Raw genomic sequence first — 17,791 nt, 5'->3', positions numbered from 1 at the left:
ATTGGATGTTATAAAGACCTACGTCGACTTCGTATTGATGAGATGAAGAAGCGTATGCTAGGAGGCTCTACTTCCGTTGCTCTCTTGTTCGTAAAAACTAATACCGTTCGTAAATTCGTTACATTTGGCAAGTGGATTTTCTTCTGACAACTTATAGTAACACCCGATGACCGTTTCTCTTTGAATGGTATCACCGTTTACTGAGGCAATTTCTTCCGTTCCTCCAGTGACGACTTTTCGTATGACTTGGTGCTTATTGTCAATAAAGACCTTTCCAGAGAAATCTTCAACCTTCTTGACAATATCATCCCATTGAGACGAGTAGGTGTCAGAACTGAACTTACTTGGCGAAAAGTACTTTTGAATTCGATAATGCGCGTCAACTCCCTTTTTCGGGATTACCTCAAATAACAACAGTTCTTCTTCAAGGAGGCTTTTGTTTGAATACCCGAAATGAAAATGAAGACTGGTCTTTTCATTGAATGCGTGACTATTCAAATCAAGCGTGAAATCATTCAGCTTAATATGTAGTCTTCCGTTCTGTACGCGGATCTGACTTGTTTTAAATGTTCTTGGGAGGTAGTTCTGGCTCAGAGACACGTAATCTATCCAATCGTAGAGATCACCTTCATATCCGACCGCCACCTCATTTAAATCCTTTTTCATCAGACTGACATAGCCGGTACTTAAATACCAGGCTTTCTTGATGTCAACATTACATATCACGCCTTTGGGATAGGCCAAGCAATGGCTGTACACAAATGAATTGCTATACGGTCGATACCATAATGATGAGATCCATGGTCTTCCTAATTTGTCTTCCCATATTTCGGTCTTTTCCGGATCTCCAAGACTGACGATTCTAACTTTTTCGACATCGAAATCACGTGTCAGGGGTAATGCTTTCAACAAATGATCCATGACCATCTTGGGACTTCCCATAAAGGCCTCAAGCGTGACGTTGCGGGGTTTTTCTATCTTGACCTGTAAGGTCGAAAGATCACTTTTACTCAATGTGATCTTCTGATCCTCAGATATGGGAATCGTTTTTTTCGAATAACTGCTGAGTCTCCACATATTAAAATCTGCATCAGATTTTAAGACTCCGAATTGCCTGACATTGACTTGGTTTCGCAAGTAGGCACGAAACCGTTTACCTTTTGGGAAATAGTCATCAGCATATTTTTGTGAAACCTTTGATGAAATTTGTTCATACACAGCATTTAACGAGGATTGGGCCTTACGTGATATGACATGGATGGTATTGGGCAGGGCAATGTGCTCGGACCAATTCATGGAATAAGTATTTTGACTTCCATTTAAATTCAGTGAGATGTTTCTCATATAAAATTCAGCCGTGCCGTTGAGGTTGTCGTATTCAGTCATCGGGACAGCAACATTGTAATTTTCACTGGCATTTTTTTGGATAATGAGTCCGACCACTTGGCCATTGACGTTGAGCAAGGGCCCCCCACTGTTGCCCGGTGATGCTGGAGAGGTGAATCGAATGTCTTTCCATTTTCCGTGTTCTGGTTCTGTGGTAAATGAAGCGACCTGACCCGCTCGAAACGAAAGGCCTTCTCCTTGCGCATTTCCGACTGAAAACACCGTATCACCGATTTCAACCTGTTTGGATACATTCAGGGCTATAATGTCTTCCGGATACTCCTCCAGCTCAAATACCACCATGTCCCGAATTGAAGAAAACTGTTTTATTTGTCCAATTTTATACACTCGACCGTCTGAATCCCGGATATGAAAATCTGTTAAGAGTGAAAAATACTTCAACTTAAGTACGTGAGCCGCCGTCATGAGTTCCTTTTCATTAATAAAAAACGCAGTTCCAATACTAAAATATTTTTCTTCCCGTTCCTTATAACTAAGTTTATGGAACGGTAGTTCCCTGGCATATTGAATTTTTTGACTTTCAATTTTTGGCACAACCACTTCGTACACGCTCAATCTCAAGCTATTGATGACTTTTTTATCGAGAAAAGTCATATTATTGTCAGATCGTGCGATGACTGGACAAAGCAGAAGGACCGAAAAAAACAAGAGGCTCACGATGGTGGGCGTTGAATAGGAATCCATGGCTTGTCGATGATATGTCATATCTCAGAACCTATCGTCAGGGTTGTCAGAGAGTTCTCCTATTAGTATTTATCGGTTTTCTGTGGCCTGACCTTAACAACGGTAATCATTTAGTAGGAATCTTAGGGAAATACACTGATCCGACAGTAAAAAATAGCCCTGATCTTCCTTGGGGATATTGGTTTGCGTGTCATGAATTAAAGAATGAATATTGAGCAATGTGAGGTAGTTCTCATGAGATAGGATTTCTGTAGATGCTACGAAGGGGCAGGGCAGGTTGTAACAAGAAGCATCATTTGTGGCTGTCTTTCGAGTGCATGACTTGGGGGCTGGGCTGTGGTTAGTGGGAGGGGAGTTGATGATATGACATAAACGTTGTTGATATACTTACAAGTCCTATTCTCTGTGACACCACGGTCTGAATGGCCTACCTTTAGTTAAGATACGAAAGATAAAAAACCGTTCAGCAAACCGTTGTCAGTATCATTGATCTTTCACGTTATGATTCTTGGTACGGATTCGGTTCTTGAGTCTGGCGTTCGTGAAGTAACTGCCCAATGCGCCAATTCCACCAATGACAAGTAGTGCATACCCGATAGGCAACAGAGCAAACGGTTCGTGTAAAAACCTCTTAGCATCAATTGTGCTACCAATGAGGTGGAATGCAGACAAGGACAACATTCCGAGAATGGCAATTCCGATAAATATCACCAGCCAGGACACTTTTGACTTTCTTGAGTTCATGTATTGAGTGAGTTAAGGCTTCAATAGCGGCTGTCGGATTGGCGGGACAGGTTCTACAAAGCTAGGACACCTATAATCCTAGCTTCAGTTTGCCGAGCGAGTCTCGGTAAGGGGTGAACTGGCAATGAGCCATGGCGTGGACCGCGATCGTGTCCTAGGACACCTATAATCCTAGCTTCAGTTTGCCGAGCGAGTCTCGGTAAGGGGTGAACTGGCAATGAGCCATGGGGTGTAGCGCGATCGTGTCCTAGGACACCTATAATCCTAGCTTCAGTTTGCCGAGCGAGTCTCGGTAAGGGATGAACTGGCAATGAGCCATGGGGTGGACCGCGATCGTGTCCTAGGACACCTATAATTCCCAGCTTCAGTTTGCCGAGCGAGTCTCGGTAGGGGGTGAACTGGCTAATGAGCCATGGCGTGGACCGCGATCGTGTCCTAGGACACCTATAATCCCAGGTTCAGTTCGTCAAGTGCGTTTCCGTAAGAGTTGAACTTGCAATGAGCCATGGCGTGTTCCGCGATCGTGTCCTAGGATACCTACAATCCCATCTCTCTGTTGTACAAGGGCTTCAAGTAAGGAATGATTGTCCATGAGGCTATTGACCTGTTGAAACATCATGCTCTCAGCACCTCCTACCATTAATGGGATTTGCTATTATTCCTTAATCGTTGAGTTTCCCAGTTAACTGTTCGAGTGCCGTTAGAGCAACCGATAGTTCATGTTTGGCTCGCATGTATTCGAGTTGAGTTTCTCTAAACACGCGTTGAGCATCTAAGACTTCCAGCAAGCTCGCCTCTCCGTACCTAAAACTGACTTGCGCAATTCGCAAGGCTTCTTGTGCTTGTTTAAGAAGCCCGTTTTCATATGTTGAAATTTGAGCCGCTGCGATGTTGGATTTTTGAGTTTCTTGAATAATGCCTTGGTGTAGACTTGTGCGTGTTCGAAGAAGAATCGCCTCCTCTTGACGCATGACGCCTTTCGCTTTGGCAATTTCTCCTTGACGTTGATTCCATAAAGGAATCGGAATGGAAATGCCTCCGACAAAGGCTTCTCGTCCTACATCCCGCTGATAACTTCCACTAAGTGTGATGTTTGGCACTCGCGCATGAAGTTCTCGACGATGCTGTTTCTCCGCTTCCTTGACGCGTTCTTGCCCTTTTACCAATTTCGGATGAGTCGATAATGTTTGTTTCGAAAACTTCGTGAAATCTAGGTCACCTTCTGAAGAGAGAAACTCTCCCTGTATCGTAAACTCGTCACCTAATCCTCCGGCAGTTAAACTATTCAATGTGGCTTTTGCCGATCGTTCTGCCCCTTCCGTCCGAAGCAATTCTTTGAGAATTTTTAAGGTCTCAACGTTCGTCTTGATGACCTCAAACGGTGGCGATTCTCCAGCCTTGACTCGAGCGTGCACCGCTGTTTTCAATTTTTTCATGGCTTGGACATTTTGTTTGATGAGCGCTGTCTCTTGTTGCGAGAGCAATAAATCAAAGAACACTTTTTTGGTGTGCGCGATAACGTTCAGTTTGGCATCTTCTACCCCGGCTTGCGCACTCCTTACACTTGCTTGAGCGGCTTGTTGTTGGGCAATGCGTGTGCCTGGCCATTCCAATGGTTGACTGAGTGTGACGTATCGCTCCGTGATGGTCGTGTTCATAGAGGGGTCCCTTAAGGAGCCTCGACCACTATGCACAACAATCGTAGGATTGGAATACGCTGACGCCGACAGTGTGTTCCCTTGTTTTTGTTCAACAATCCCATGTTCTTCTTCGATACGTGGGTTGCGTTCCAAGGCAATAGAAAGAATCTCAGGAAGATTATAAGTCTCAGTGTTTGGACTGGACCTCTCAACCTGACCTTTTGCTGCCACCGTTTGCAATCCACTCATGATGAGGAGCATGAGAAGAATGTTCATCACAACCATATCGTATCTCCTTCTTTTCTGGTGAATCCGGTCTTCATGATTCCGTGACTACGGTATTTAGGTTACGTGAAGTGTCTGCTGACCGGTTAGGTCGACCCATCATGCCGTATAGGGATGGTATGACCAATAAGGTCAAAGTGGTTGAGGTGATCAGGCCGCCAATGACGACCGTAGCAAGGGGACGTTGCACTTCGGCTCCCATGCTGGTCGCGATGGCCATGGGCAAAAACCCAAGGCTGGCCACGAGCGCCGTCATCAGTACTGGTCGAAGTCTATCCAGGGCTCCCTGAATGATGGCCTCGTGAGTGGAAAACCCTTCTATTTCTAACGTTTGAATTCGACTGACAAGGACGACTCCATTTAAGACCGCGATTCCAAATAGTGCGATGCATCCAATCATCGCAGAAATACTGAGAGGAAGCCCGCGAAACCATAATGCAATCAGTCCCCCTGATAATGCGAGTGGGACATTTAAGAAAATTAATAAGGTTAATCGCATAGTGCCAAATATGACCGATAAGACCGCAATGATCAGCAGCAACGTGATGGGAATCACAATTGCTAAGCGGTTTGAGGCTTCTTGCAAATGTTGAAATTGTCCGCCCCATTCAATGTAGTAGCCAGCCGGAAGCTTGACCGTTTTGTTGACAATCTCTTTTGCTTCGCCGACGAATGACCCGAGGTCTTGGCCTCGAATGTTGGCTTCGACGACAAGTCGCCGCTGCACATTTTCACGACTGATTTGTGCCAGACCCTCATCGACACGGATGGAAGCCACCCGTGAAAGCGGTACCAGTTCTCCATGAGTGGTGGGAAGGAGAATAGTCCCAAGCGCGGCAGGGCCCGCAGACGCGTCATCTGAGAGCCGTACAATCAAGTCAAATCGGCGCTGTCCTTGAAACACGGTGCCAACCGTTTGTCCGACGCGAGCTGATTCGACAACCGTCAACACATCTTTTGCATTCAGTCCATATCGCCCAATCTGATCACGATCTACGATCACGCGAATCCTTGGGACGCCTGTTACCTGTTCCACCTTAATATCTTGGGCTCCTGACACTTGTTCGAGTGCGTGTGCGACTCGTTCACCCTGATTCCGTAGTTCCTGCATGTCCTCGCCAAAAATTTTTACGGCTAAGTCTGATCGAGTCCCGGCAATCAATTCGTTAAAACGCATTTCTATAGGTTGTGTGAATCCCAACCCCACACCGGGCACCGCTGTTTCAATCGCCGTCTCCATTTGTGAAATGAGACCTTCCTTCGTTGAGGCTGAGGTCCATGATGAGGGCGGGGCGAGTACGACAAAGACATCTGACAACTCAATGCCCATGACATCAGTCGCCACTTCAGGGCTTCCCGTCCTACTGACAACTTGTTGGACCTCAGGAAACTCTCGCAAGGCGCGTTCCACAGCAAGAGCGGTTTCGACGGATTCGCTCATCGAAATGCTGGGTAATCGCCAGACTTGTATGGCCAGATCTCCTTCTTCTAATTGTGGAAGAAATTCAATGCCCAACCGTGATCCAATGAATAGACTGAGCATAAAGAGTGCAAGCGCGGGAAGAACCACCCAAATTGGTCGCATAAGCGAAAATTGTAGGCACGGTTGATAGATGGCACGGAGTCGACGAATAAGCCAGGTCTCTTCATGATCGGATTTCCCCCGAGCAAACCAATACGCCAAAACTGGAACACCAGCTACGGCAAAAAATAACGATCCGATGAGAGCAAAAATGACCGTGATCGCCATTGGACGAAACATTTTTCCCTCTATACCCAAAAGACTGAGAATGGGAATGTACACCAAAATAATAATACCGATGGCAAAAACGACAGGACGTAAGACTTCTTTAGCTGCTGCGTGAATCGTCGTAAGTTTTTCTTCAGGAGAACGAGGTTCTCGCGTCCCGAGTTTTCGCAAAATGTTATCAATCATGACGACTGCTCCATCGACAAGGAGACCAAAGTCAATGGCGCCTAAGCTCATGAGGTTACCCGAGAGTCCAGCCTGATACATGCCTGTGACCGCCATGAGCATGGAAAGCGGGATAGCCGTGGCAACAATAAGGCCGGCGCGAAGATCCCCCAGAAACAAAAACAAGATGGCGATGACCAACAAGCCTCCTTCTAGAAGATTATTTCGCACTGTTCGTATGACTTTCTCTACAAACAGTGTTCGATCATAATAGGGTTCAATCACGATGCCAGGGGGAAGAGTCGATTGAATGTCTTGAACTTTTTCTTTTACCTTGGTGACCACCTGCTGAGCATTGGCGCCAGCAAGCATTTGTACCATGCCGATGACTGTTTCACCTTCGCCCATCCGTGTTGCAGCCCCGATACGTAAGGCGGCCCCCTCTTTGACTTCGCCAATATCCTTCACAAATATCGGGACCCCGCCTGGACCATGGTCAATCACGATTTTCCCAAGCTCGGCAGTCGTAGTCGCCATCGCCTCACCGGTAATCAGGTAGAGTTCACGTTCATGCTCAATGTAACCACCACCAGCCAGAGCATTATTCTGTTCAAGTGCGTGAAAGACCTGTTGAAGTGAGAGCTTGAATGCCAGGAGTTTTCCTGGATCAACCATGACTTGGAACTGTTTTGTTTCGCCTCCCCAGATATTGACTTCGACGACACCCGGCACGGCCTGAAGTCGTCTGGCAATGTCCCATTCCAGGAGGGTTCGGAGCGCCATGGGACTGTATGACTCGCCGCGCAGAGTAAATTGATAGACTTCGCCCAAGCCTGTCGTCAGAGGTCCCATCATGGGTTTTCCATAGATAGATGGTATATCTTCAGATGCCTCAGCTAGACGCTCGTTGACAAGTTGACGAACAAAGAAAGGATCTAAGTCTTCTTCAAAAATTGCCGTGACGGCAGATAACCCATATCGTGAGACTGATCGAATTTCTTTCAATCCAGGGAGACCGCTTAGCGAGGTTTCAATTGGAAATGTAATGAACTGCTCCACTTCGAGTGGGCCAAGCGCCGATGAACGTGTGAGGATTTGCACTTGCACGGGGGTCAGATCAGGAACGGCATCAACCGTCAGCTTGTCCAACGACCAGACGCCTGTTCCTGTGACGAGGAGTAACGCGATGAGCGTGAAGAAGCGATAATGAAGAGATAGCGTCAGTAACCGTTCCATATGGGTGTAAGTAGGGCTGAGTTTCGTTTAATGCCCTTCGATCGATCCTTGAAGTAATGCATTTTTCAAATCAAACACGCCTTGAGTCACAACTTTGTCACCCAACTGAATGCCTTGTGTAATTTCCACAAGGCCTCCCCCTTCTTGCCCAAGTTCAATCAACACAAAGTTGTATCCTGTTTCTTTTTGAACGAAGACTCCGCGTTTGCCTTTCACCATGGTGACTGCCGTATCAGGAATCGACAAGACCGGAAGTTGTTCATCCAGTAATTGCACGTCGACATATTCATTGGGTTTTAATCGTCCTTGCTGATTGTCGACATCAAGTCGGACCCGTACGGTTCTTGTGGTTTCCTCTGCCACCGGTGAGATGTAAGCCAATTGGGCTGTGATAGGCTGTCCTCCACGTGGAACGACTTTGCCCTGATCGCCTTCTGAAAATCGACGCGCTTGTTCGATTGGGAGATTCGCAAAAACCCAGACCCGACTGGTATCAACAATTTCAAATAATTCTTCCCCCACCGACACCCCTTGTCCTAACACGACTTGTTGATGGGTGATCGTGCCGCCAAGTGGAGCACGAAGAATATACTTATGTCCTTCCAGATGACTGCCATGTTCAAGTTCATGTAATTCCTTGGGTGTGAGTCCCATATTCAATAGTTTTTCTCGTACGTGCTGAAAGACGGCTTGTGTTTCGATCGCGGTGCCTTGATCTTCTAGGACACGGCGTTGAGAGACGATATGTTCTTTCACTAATTGTTTCGTACGAGTGAAATTTTTTTTCGCGACATCTCGTTTCGCTTTGGCGACGAGATATTCTTGAACAAGTTCGTCCAAGATTAAACTTTCAATGGCGACTAACGGTTGATCTTTCAGCACGTGTTGTCCAAGTTTGCCGGTGAGTTTTTCCACCTGGCCGGGGATGAGTGAAGCGACTTTCGCGACAAGATTCAAGTCTAACGTGACGTTCCCCGGAGCGGTCACCACATGGGGGGTGAGTCGTTCAATGGCTTCTTCCGTACGTATGCGTTCCCGCGCCTTTGGTGGCACATCGTCAAGATGAATGCTGGTTTCTGACGTTGTTGAAGATGCCGGAGCCCTCTCATGGTCAGCCATCACGATGTCTGAGGAGATGTCAGAATTGGTGGGCTCAGAGCAACCGATAAAAAGAAGCACGGTGAATAACCAAAGTAGATTCATAGAAATACTCTTGTCAGTGACTCATGAATAACACGACCTCTTAATAAATTGAAGAAGGCGCGACAAAATTAGAGGCACGCATGCATGCAATGCACGGTGTCCGGTCATTGAAGGGTGGCGATATTATGCCGAGTGGGTCGGAGGAGGGCGGATAGGGTTGTGAGAATGTATGAGTCGAATGGGTGGTGCACGTTCCGATGAGAGCTGTAACGAACGTAACGTGGATACGATAGATGAAGACTTATGCACGACTGGAAGAAAGGTTATTGGCTGATCAATTGTTGTCAAAGAATCATGATAGGACGCACTCAGGATCGAAAATCCTATCTCATCATGGTTGAGGAGATGGGTCTGAGCATGATCACAGTGGGGAATGTCCTGCGTACCTTTCTGTGCTGGAAAGTCATGGGGGGAATGATGATGATATTCGCACGCAAGATCTTGAGAGAGCACAGAATGGAACAGCCCTCCATGTTCGTGGGTTTGGCTTCCATGCGCATGATCGGCTTCTGGGTGGATATGGATTAGTGGAAAGGCCACAAGCCACAGCACTAACCATATATGGGCCATGCTTGTTGCCAACTGAGTGCGAGAAGTCATTGTGATCATGGTAAACACGTGAATATCTTCAACATAACATATTGTATCATATCAGCAAACAGTGTTTTGACTATTAACGCGACTCCAATTGGGTGCCGCCGGTATACGTGGACACGATGGCATACTATAGTATTTTAACTATTAACTAAGACGTTTAGCATGGTATGATTCAGTGTATGAGCAATGCGTATAGCCTCGATCTCCGACAACGGGCGGTAGCCTATGTGTTAGAGGGCGGCGCGAAAACAACCGCATGTCACATCTTCCAAATCGGACGGGATACGTTGTATCGTTGGCTCCGGCAGTATCAGACTGAGGGAGGGCTGGCGCCGAAACCCCGTGGGAAATATGCGTCGCGGAAACTGGACGATGCTGTGGTCGCTCAGTATATCGCGGACCATCCAGACGCGACATTGGAGGAATTAGGCGAGGGTTTTTCAGTAAGTGCCGTGGCCATATGGAAAGCGTGTCACCGCTTGCGCATCACTCGAAAAAAAAACACTTCGGTACGTCGAACGAGACGAACAAGCCCGCGTACAGTTTCAAGAGGAGCTGGCTCAGCTGGCCCCACACTCTCTCGTCTATCTGGATGAAAGTGGGGTGGATGAAGCCCTGCATCGCCCCTACGCCCGAGCCCCTTGCGGCACAAAAGTGCTGGGCGACGTTTCCGGGACCAACGCGCAGCGTATCAGTCTCATCGCGGCCCTACATGAGTCACGGCTGCAAGCTCCTATGCGGTTTGAGGGCTCGTGTGACACGCTCGTGTTCAATGCCTGGCTCGAACACGTCTTGTTGCCCACGCTTCGTCCGGGCCAGATCGTCCTGATGGATAATGCGTCGTTTCACAAGTCGCCAACCACCCAAACCCTCATTGAAAGCAAGGGCTGTACGCTAAAATATCTGCCGACGTACTCGCCCGACTTGAACCCCATTGAACAGCATTGGGCGATTCTCAAAGCCCGGTTGAGGAAACATCGCTCGCCTCACCAATCCTTGGAGAAAGCGATCGATACGATCTTCGCAATGTACGAGTGAAAAGTTAAAATACTATAGGACACGCGATCTTCACAAGCCTTCAACGTTGGTGTCTCAATAACCCATCTGACGTCTGGCTTCGAGGTGTCCAAGTCCAGTTACACTTTTGAGACTGTCCCCAGCGTAATGCTACTTTTATAAAGTGAATGGGACTGTAGTAACAGTCTTCATTGCTTTGTTGTCCGATAGAACCGATCAGAGGATTCATGGGTTGGCGAGGCGATAAAACATCAATGCAAATGAGCAAAAAGTTCGAGAATGCGTCTACATAATTTCGTTATTCATCTTTATTGTTGTGCGTCACATGTAAACTCTTTGTCGCCCATTCACGGAGCTGTTGCCGATCATTAGATGAAAGTCGCGCCATGGGATGAAGAGGAAGATAAAACCAGGGAGGCATTTCCCCTTCGTCGACTTTTTCTGCAATTTCTTTCAATTTCTTGTCTTTTGCACTTGCCAGTGTACTGATTCCAGATGGAAAAGTTCAATTCTTTTCGACCTTGCAGGAGCTACCTGGCTATACCAAGGCCACACCGTTTCATGAGAATAGCAGTCATAACAAGCTCGCTTGAGAGTGGATTGAATATGAGGTGGAGAATCGACTTCCTTAGATGATAGCTGGGTTGCTCTGAGTGACAGGGATTAATTGGATAAGCCCAAAGAAGAGGACCGTGAAAGCTACACTCGTGAATACACGTTTTTTATCAGTTTTGTCTTTCTTTGTGATGACGGGAGCTAAGGCATCGCGCTGTTTCAGATGCTAACCATGACTCCTCATCAGTTCCAATGACAAATGCAGCAATGTCCGTGCCGTCTGGACTGATTTTGGCGACACTTCCAGGTGTCAATCCTACTGCAGCCTGGTTGTGCTTTTTATCCAGTTTCAACCCACACCATTCCATTTCTTTACATATTTGTGCGCGAATCTCTGGTGCGCCTTCTCCAATGCCTCCGCCAAACACAATCGCGTCGGCTCCACCCAAGACGGCAAGATAGGCGCCAAGATATTTTCTGATTCGATAACAGAACATATCGATTGCGAGCTTTGATCGCGCATCCTCTTCGTGATTCGCTGCCCGGAGTATTTGGCGCATGTCATTCGTTCGTCCTGAGACGCCCAAAAGTCCCGAATGTTCATTGAGCCAATTCTGAACACCGATCACAGGAACCTGTTCCTTCTTTACCAAATAACTGATGATGGAGGGATCAAGGTCTCCTGATCGAGTTCCCATCATGAGTCCCTCGCTGGGTGTAAATCCCATCGAGGTCTCAATAGACTTCCCAAATGCTATTGCGGTCATCGAACAGCCATTACCCAATTGCATCGTAATGAGTCGTTGATCATTCAACGTTTTGCCGGTGTGGGTTACATAACTGTCAGCCAACGACGCATGAGCAATTCCGTGAAATCCATATCTTCTGATGTGATGCCGTTCAGCAAGTTCATGGGGAATGGCATACGTTGCTGCATACTCAGGAAGGGTGTGATGAAACGTCGTGTCAAACACGGCAACCATTGGTACGGAATCATTCAGAAATGCTCGTGCCCCATGGATGCCAGCCAGACACGCGGGGTTATGTAAGGGGGCCAGATCATTCAGTTGTTCAATTTCATGGAGGACTTCATCATCGAGAACAGTTGATTGTGAAAAGCGATGTCCGCCATGAACGACACGATGACCAACACCCTCTATAAGATCGATGTTTAACTGCATGTCTCCAGATTGTTGAAGGCGCCTCAAAGAATCAAATATCCACTTGAAAGCCTGTTCATGATTGTCGATGTGGTTGGATGATTGGAAAATGGTCGTTTCTTGTTCTGATATGTCTAAGGAGGCATCAGTTCCTATTCCCTGCAACGTCCCTCGAATATAGAAGCGAGATGTGTCATGGCTTGTTATTGCCTGAGCGGAGGATATCTCCATGATGCAGAACCTTATGGAAGAACTGCCGCTATTAATAACAAGAATTTTCATAACAAGCTCACGCTCCGTTTTGCTCATTCATCTCTCTCCGGTTGTTGGCAGAGAACATGCACATTCCTGCTTAGAGAAGAATTGAATAATCTGGATACAATAAAAAACAGCACAGACATGCTTCCATTCATTCAGAAGAAAAGTATAGCAAACATGACGCCAGATAGGATTTATGAAGGGAGCGATATTCAGGGGAAATTTTTAAAGATTTTTTGATTCACTGTGTCGAACCCATGTATTTGTGGAAATTTGGGCCAAAGGAAAAATAATCTGATGTGGCAAAAAGCAGCAGGTAGATGTCCATAAGTGTATAAAACTCGTGTATCCAGCTCCAGATTAGTAGAGTAGTCTGATCCTGATGCCAATAGGTTTGAACAGAACAAAGACACTTATCCTGGTATTCATTTATTGGCTTCTTGATAGAGGTAATCCTTGATGCGGCCAATCGATTCAACGCAAGTCTCGTGGCATTCGTTGTCGGAACAAGCCGTTCTCGATCAATTACAAACAAACCTAGAAGGACTGAACAACGAAGAGGTCAAGGTAAGACAACAGTTGTTTGGAATGAATCGCCTGCCAGTTAAGCCGCCACCGACCATTTTTACCATTTTCCTTCATCAATTCTTAAGTCCCCTTATCTATATCCTGCTTATCGCTGGGGGAATATCCATCGTCATCGGTGAACATACCGATGCTGGGTTCATCTTTGCCATTATCTTGCTGAATGCCGCGCTTGGCGCATATCAGGAGTGGAGAGCAGAACAAGGTGCCGCAGCCCTGCAATCGCTTCTCAAGATCTACGCTCGGGTTCGTCGACACGGAACTGAAAAAGAGATCCCGGCCGAAGAATTAGTTCCTGGAGATATTTGTCTATTGGAGTCGGGCAGTCGAATTCCAGCGGACTTACGCCTCATTGAGACAACAAATTTAGCGGTCGATGAATCTCTTTTGACAGGGGAGTCCCTGTCAGTCACCAAGGCTACTGCCCCTACCAGTAATTCTGATGTACCTTTAGTCGATCGAATAGGGATGGTGTATGCGGCAACCACGGTCATGGTTGGAAGAGGGACTGGGATCGTGGTTGAGATCGGCTCTCGAACAGAAGTTGCGCAAATTGCCAAGGTTGTGACAGAGACCAAAGAAACCAAACCACCGCTTGTTGTCAGGATGGATCATTTCGCACGAATGATCAGTGTCGGGATTGTCGGAGCATGTATCATCTTGGCCGTTATAGCCGTGAACAATGGAATCCCACTAACGGAAGTCTTTTTTATGGCCGTCGCACTGGCTGTTTCCGCAATTCCAGAGGGTCTACCAGTTGCGATGACGGTGGCCTTGTCGGTAGCGACCTCCCGTATGGCCAAACGTCATGTCATTGTGAGAAAGCTCACAGCAGTGGAAGGGTTGGGAAGTTGCACCTTCATTGCCAGTGACAAGACTGGAACATTAACCGTCAATCAACAAACCGTAAAAAAGTTGGTCCTACCCACAGGAGAACGTTTTGACGTGAGTGGACAAGGATTCACAGGTGACGGGAACATCACGGCTCAGGAAGAATCTCAAGACCTTAGTGTGGCATGGCCCCAGTTACAGAGACTTGGAAAAGTCGGCGTGATGTGCAATGAAGCACAATTGATCAGTGAAAAAGGGGAGTGGGTTCATCATGGCGATGCAGTCGATATTGCCCTGCTAGCCCTTGGATATAAGCTTGGGGCGAATCCTTCGGAGGTGCGACGGGCAATACCGATCGTGGGTATTATTCCGTTTGAATCAGAACGTCAATATGCGGCAACATTTTATCGAGAAGAGAATGTTGTACACACTGCCGTCAAGGGGGCCATGGAAGTTGTTCTTCCCAAATGTTCTCAAATGGCGACACCCACTGGGGATAAACCAATTGAACCTCAGCTTTTGGAAGAGGCAGCTCTTCAATTAGCCGCAGAGGGGTACCGTGTTTTGGTTTTGGCCGATGGACGTATGGATCCCCATACCCAGAATGGGATGTTCGATGAACAGGATATGCCTCCGTTAACCGTCTTAGGGCTCATTGGAGCTATTGATCCGCTTCGGTCGGAAGTCAAGGAAGCCGTAGAGCGATGTCGAGGTGCAGGCGTGCAGGTGGCCATGATCACGGGCGATCATCCTGCAACGGCGCTGTCAATTGCACGTGAGCTTGGTATTGCTTCAACCGAACAGGAAGTGGCAACCGGGCCGCAGTTAATGAAATTAGGATCGGAGACGCTCAATCAATTTTTTGATTTAATAAAACGAGTCAGAGTGTATGCGCGCATGACCCCATTGCAGAAATATGAAATCGTCGATGCTCTGGTTCAGCAAGGACATTTCGTTGCGGTGACTGGAGATGGCGTGAATGACGCACCAGCGTTGAGAAAAGCTCATCTTGGTGTCGCCATGGGGTCAGGAACTGATGTGGCCAAAGACAGTGCGGCAATGATCATCACTGATGATCGGTTTGCGTCTATTGTGGCTGGCATCGAAGAAGGTCGTGTCGCTTACGATAACATTCGAAAGGTCATCGCGCTCCTGATATCATGCGGAGCTGCAGAAATTATGCTATTTGCTATCGCACTTCTTGCCGGGCTTCCTTTGCCGCTGACAGCGGTGCAACTGCTGTGGTTGAATCTTGTCACCAATGGTCCCCAAGATGTGGCATTGGCATTTGAAGCCGGTGAAGCCGAGACAATGGCTCGAACGCCGAGGAGACCGACAGACGGGATCTTCGACAGACTGATGATACAACAAACTGTCGTCTCGGGGGTTGTCATGGGTCTCGTGGCCTCTGGTGCTTGGTATTGGTGGCTCACGTCGGGTTTCGAGGAAGCCGAAGCACGCAATCTTCTTCTGCTACTCATGGTGTTCCTGCAAAACGTCCATGTCTTTAATTGTCGATCGGAGCGTGCATCTGCCTTCCAGATTCCTTTACGGAATAATTGGATTTTAATATTTGGCGTATTCGCCGCCCAGGGTATTCATATCCTTTCTTTGTATATTCCTGTGACACAAGATATTTTAGATGTGTCCCCAGTGACATTTGGTGATTGGGGATCGATTTTTCTTCTCGCATCAACCATTTTAGTCGCCATGGAGGTCTTTAAAGCGATAAACTGGCGAATTAGGGGTTCTTCAGCTTAAGGGAAAAGCTATGGATAAAAAATTTCGTTTCTCTATTTGGTATTTTATTTTGGCTTTTTGGCTGCTGATTTTTCTGCAGGAAATCTATTTTGCTTCTCAACATCTGGATGAAGTGTCCTATAGTCAGTTTAAGGTTTGGTTGCTAGATGACAAGGTCGCTGAGGTGACGATTACGGATACGATTATTAATGGAAAGCTCAAGCCTGATGTCCAGGAAGAGAAGGGGAATGGGTTCCAAACGATTCGAGTAGATGACCCGGATTTAGTGAAGATTCTTGAGGAGAAGAACGTCGAATTCTCTGGAGTTATTGTGAGTACCTTATGGAAAGATGTGGCATCATGGGTGATTCCAATATTGATCTTTGCTGCCATTTGGATTTTCATGTTTCGACGAGTCAGTCAAGGAGCAGGTGGCAGTTTCATGCGCATTGGTCAATCCAAGGCAAAGATTTACATGGAAAAAGATATCCCGGTGAGCATGAAAGATGTTGCTGGTGTGGATGAAGCCAAAGAAGAACTATTAGAGGTGATCGAGTTCCTTAAGACTCCAGAGAAGTTTACCCGTATCGGCGGACGTATACCTAAAGGTGTTCTGTTGGTTGGCCCTCCCGGAACAGGAAAAACATTACTGGCTCGAGCCATCGCTGGCGAAGCTGCCGTGCCGTTTTTTTCTATTAGCGGCTCGGAGTTTGTTGAAATGTTTGTGGGAGTAGGTGCCGCGAGAGTACGAGATTTGTTTGAAAATGCCAAAGGGAAGGCCCCATGTATTATTTTCATTGATGAACTCGATGCCCTTGGAAAGGCTAGAGGAACAGGTCCCATGGTTCACGAAGAACGAGAGCAGACATTGAATCAATTATTGGTTGAAATGGACGGATTTGATCCACGTGTCGGGGTCATTATTCTGGCCGCCACCAATCGTCCTGAAATTCTGGATCAGGCCCTGTTACGGGCGGGACGATTCGACCGTCAGGTGTTAGTGGACCGACCTGATCGTCCAGGCCGAAAGGCTATTCTTCAGATTCATGCTAAAGCCGTCAAGCTTGAAGAAGATGTTTCACTCGAGAAAATTGCCGCTATGACTCCGGGAATGGTCGGAGCTGACTTAGCGAATGTGGTGAATGAAGCGGCCTTATTGGCAGTTCGAGGAAATCGAGAAACCGTCGCACAGGTAGACTTGGAAGAAGCGGTAGAACGAGTGGTCGCTGGACTCGAGAAGAAGAGTCGCGTGCTGAGCGTAGAGGAACGTAAGCGAGTGGCGCATCATGAAGTTGGCCATGCGTTGGTCGCCATGACCATTCCAGGGTCTGATCCTGTTCAAAAAATTTCTATCATTCCACGAGGGATTGCGGCATTAGGGTATACCATGCAGTTACCAACTGAAGATCGGTATTTGCTCACTCAATCAGAATTAGAAAGTAAGATTGCCGTGCTCTTGGGTGGTCGAGTCGCCGAGGAACTTATTTTCGGGGAAGCGTCGACTGGGGCAGCTGATGATCTTCAAAAAGCGACGAATATTGCCAAACGGATGATAAAAGATTACGGCATGAGCACGACTCTGGGCACTGTTGCCTTAGATCAATCGGGGCCATCCATGTTTCTTTCTCCGAATGATTCTTCTCCCAGATCCACCTATTCAGAAGAAACGGCTCGTGAAATTGATCAAGAAGTACGACAGCTAATTGCTAGCCAGGAAAAACGTGTTCAGGAACTTCTGACTCAAATCAAGCCCGTGCTCACTCAAGGAGCCGAAAAACTTTTAGTCGATGAGGTGATGTCGGGTGAAAATCTTCAGGAACTGCTTCGCTTGCATCAAGCGGGCGAACCTATGATGAAACCAGCGACCTAGAACATTCAAAGAATTCACCTGCCCCGTCCATACACATTAAGACAATCTAATCACTCCTTCAACG

General features: G+C 47.2%; 13 protein-coding genes and 1 pseudogene. 4 read left to right on the top strand and 10 right to left on the bottom strand.

Going from position 1 to position 17,791, the window contains the following annotated elements; genetic code table 11:
• Positions 1–57: 57 nt before the first annotated feature.
• From ACWQXP_RS07400 to ACWQXP_RS07370, 7 genes are all read right to left on the bottom strand, one after another.
• Positions 58–2,112, bottom strand: coding sequence for a S1 family peptidase (locus tag ACWQXP_RS07400; protein WP_454062186.1), 2,055 nt, complete (start codon positions 2,110–2,112; stop codon positions 58–60).
• Between the two features lie 462 nt (positions 2,113–2,574).
• Positions 2,575–2,814: a DUF3955 domain-containing protein gene (locus ACWQXP_RS07395; protein WP_454062185.1), complete on the bottom strand. Its 240-nt coding sequence runs from the start codon at positions 2,812–2,814 to the stop codon at positions 2,575–2,577.
• Positions 2,815–3,301: 487 nt separating this feature from the next.
• Positions 3,302–3,454, bottom strand: a complete 153-nt coding sequence (locus ACWQXP_RS07390; RefSeq protein ID WP_454062184.1) for a hypothetical protein — start codon at positions 3,452–3,454, stop codon at positions 3,302–3,304.
• Positions 3,455–3,497: 43 nt separating this feature from the next.
• Positions 3,498–4,760 (bottom strand): TolC family protein, encoded by a 1,263-nt coding sequence (locus tag ACWQXP_RS07385; protein WP_454062183.1) that lies wholly within the window; start codon positions 4,758–4,760, stop codon positions 3,498–3,500.
• Between the two features lie 34 nt (positions 4,761–4,794).
• Positions 4,795–7,911, bottom strand: coding sequence for an efflux RND transporter permease subunit (locus tag ACWQXP_RS07380; protein WP_454062182.1), 3,117 nt, complete (start codon positions 7,909–7,911; stop codon positions 4,795–4,797).
• Between the two features lie 27 nt (positions 7,912–7,938).
• Positions 7,939–9,114 (bottom strand): efflux RND transporter periplasmic adaptor subunit, encoded by a 1,176-nt coding sequence (locus ACWQXP_RS07375; protein ID WP_454062181.1) that lies wholly within the window; start codon positions 9,112–9,114, stop codon positions 7,939–7,941.
• A gap of 123 nt (positions 9,115–9,237) precedes the next feature.
• Complete coding sequence (locus ACWQXP_RS07370; RefSeq protein WP_454062180.1) at positions 9,238–9,723, bottom strand: hypothetical protein; 486 nt, start codon at positions 9,721–9,723, stop codon at positions 9,238–9,240.
• A gap of 155 nt (positions 9,724–9,878) precedes the next feature.
• Here ACWQXP_RS07370 and ACWQXP_RS07365 point away from each other — a divergent pair.
• Both ACWQXP_RS07365 and ACWQXP_RS07360 read left to right on the top strand, forming a co-directional pair.
• Positions 9,879–10,172: pseudogene (locus ACWQXP_RS07365) on the top strand (IS630 transposase-related protein); the annotation flags it as partial.
• Positions 10,159–10,749 (top strand): IS630 family transposase, encoded by a 591-nt coding sequence (locus tag ACWQXP_RS07360; RefSeq protein WP_454062179.1) that lies wholly within the window; start codon positions 10,159–10,161, stop codon positions 10,747–10,749. The pseudogene ACWQXP_RS07365 and the gene ACWQXP_RS07360, both read left to right, overlap by 14 nt.
• 277 nt (positions 10,750–11,026) lie before the next feature.
• On the opposite strand, the gene ACWQXP_RS07355 is transcribed toward ACWQXP_RS07360, so the two are convergent.
• From ACWQXP_RS07355 to ACWQXP_RS07345, 3 genes are all read right to left on the bottom strand, one after another.
• A complete protein-coding gene (locus tag ACWQXP_RS07355; RefSeq protein WP_454063003.1) occupies positions 11,027–11,209 on the bottom strand; it encodes a heme-binding domain-containing protein in 183 nt (60 codons plus the stop codon).
• Complete coding sequence (locus ACWQXP_RS07350; protein ID WP_454063002.1) at positions 11,182–11,388, bottom strand: heme-binding domain-containing protein; 207 nt, start codon at positions 11,386–11,388, stop codon at positions 11,182–11,184. The genes ACWQXP_RS07355 and ACWQXP_RS07350 overlap by 28 nt, the downstream gene beginning before the upstream one ends.
• Before the next feature lie 65 nt (positions 11,389–11,453).
• Positions 11,454–12,725 carry an acetate/propionate family kinase gene (locus tag ACWQXP_RS07345; protein WP_454062178.1) on the bottom strand — a complete coding sequence of 424 codons (1,272 nt, stop codon included), beginning with the start codon at positions 12,723–12,725 and terminating at the stop codon, positions 11,454–11,456.
• 435 nt (positions 12,726–13,160) lie between these two features.
• Here ACWQXP_RS07345 and ACWQXP_RS07340 point away from each other — a divergent pair, with 435 nt between their 5' ends.
• Both ACWQXP_RS07340 and ftsH read left to right on the top strand, forming a co-directional pair.
• Positions 13,161–15,878 carry a cation-translocating P-type ATPase gene (locus ACWQXP_RS07340; RefSeq protein ID WP_454062177.1) on the top strand — a complete coding sequence of 906 codons (2,718 nt, stop codon included), beginning with the start codon at positions 13,161–13,163 and terminating at the stop codon, positions 15,876–15,878.
• 10 nt (positions 15,879–15,888) lie between these two features.
• Entirely contained in the window at positions 15,889–17,727 is a 1,839-nt protein-coding gene (ftsH, locus tag ACWQXP_RS07335) for an ATP-dependent zinc metalloprotease FtsH (RefSeq protein ID WP_454062176.1), read from the top strand.
• Positions 17,728–17,791 lie beyond the last annotated feature (64 nt).

The organism is Candidatus Nitrospira salsa, assembly GCF_965152625.1.
The sequence above is the reverse complement of the archived record's forward strand: the minus strand, read 5'-3'. Positions and strand labels throughout refer to the sequence as shown.